At 57.7% G+C, this 291-nt stretch carries 1 protein-coding gene; it reads left to right on the top strand.

Annotated elements, in window-relative coordinates; translation table 11 throughout:
* Positions 1–9 precede the first annotated feature (9 nt).
* Positions 10–153 carry a hypothetical protein gene (locus CVH10_RS19540; RefSeq protein WP_269455283.1) on the top strand — a complete coding sequence of 48 codons (144 nt, stop codon included), beginning with the start codon at positions 10–12 and terminating at the stop codon, positions 151–153.
* Positions 154–291 lie beyond the last annotated feature (138 nt).

The raw sequence follows: 291 nt of genomic DNA, 5'->3' as shown, positions 1-291 counted from the left end.
ATCCTCAAGGTGCCGAACGGATCGACTGAACCCATTGAGCTCTCATTCGGCGAACTGAACCAGCCGTCCGATGTCGCTATCGACGATTCCGGCAACGTGTACGTCGCAGACCGGAACAATCATCGAGTTCTCAAGCTGCAAGCAAACGACTGACCTGGCCAGCGGCCCTGCACTTCAAAACGGCGACCACGGTGTGACAGAAAAGGCTCGCATCGATCAGTTGTGTCGCCCGCCCTGCCCCGATTCCCTCATTTCCGGGTGATGATCGTCCGCAGTACGAAGCGGAAGACC

The sequence above is a fragment of the Halomonas sp. ND22Bw genome (assembly GCF_003011945.1).
GTDB lineage: Bacteria > Pseudomonadota > Gammaproteobacteria > Pseudomonadales > Halomonadaceae > Halomonas > Halomonas halophila.
This window is presented reverse-complemented; position numbering and strand designations above follow the sequence as displayed.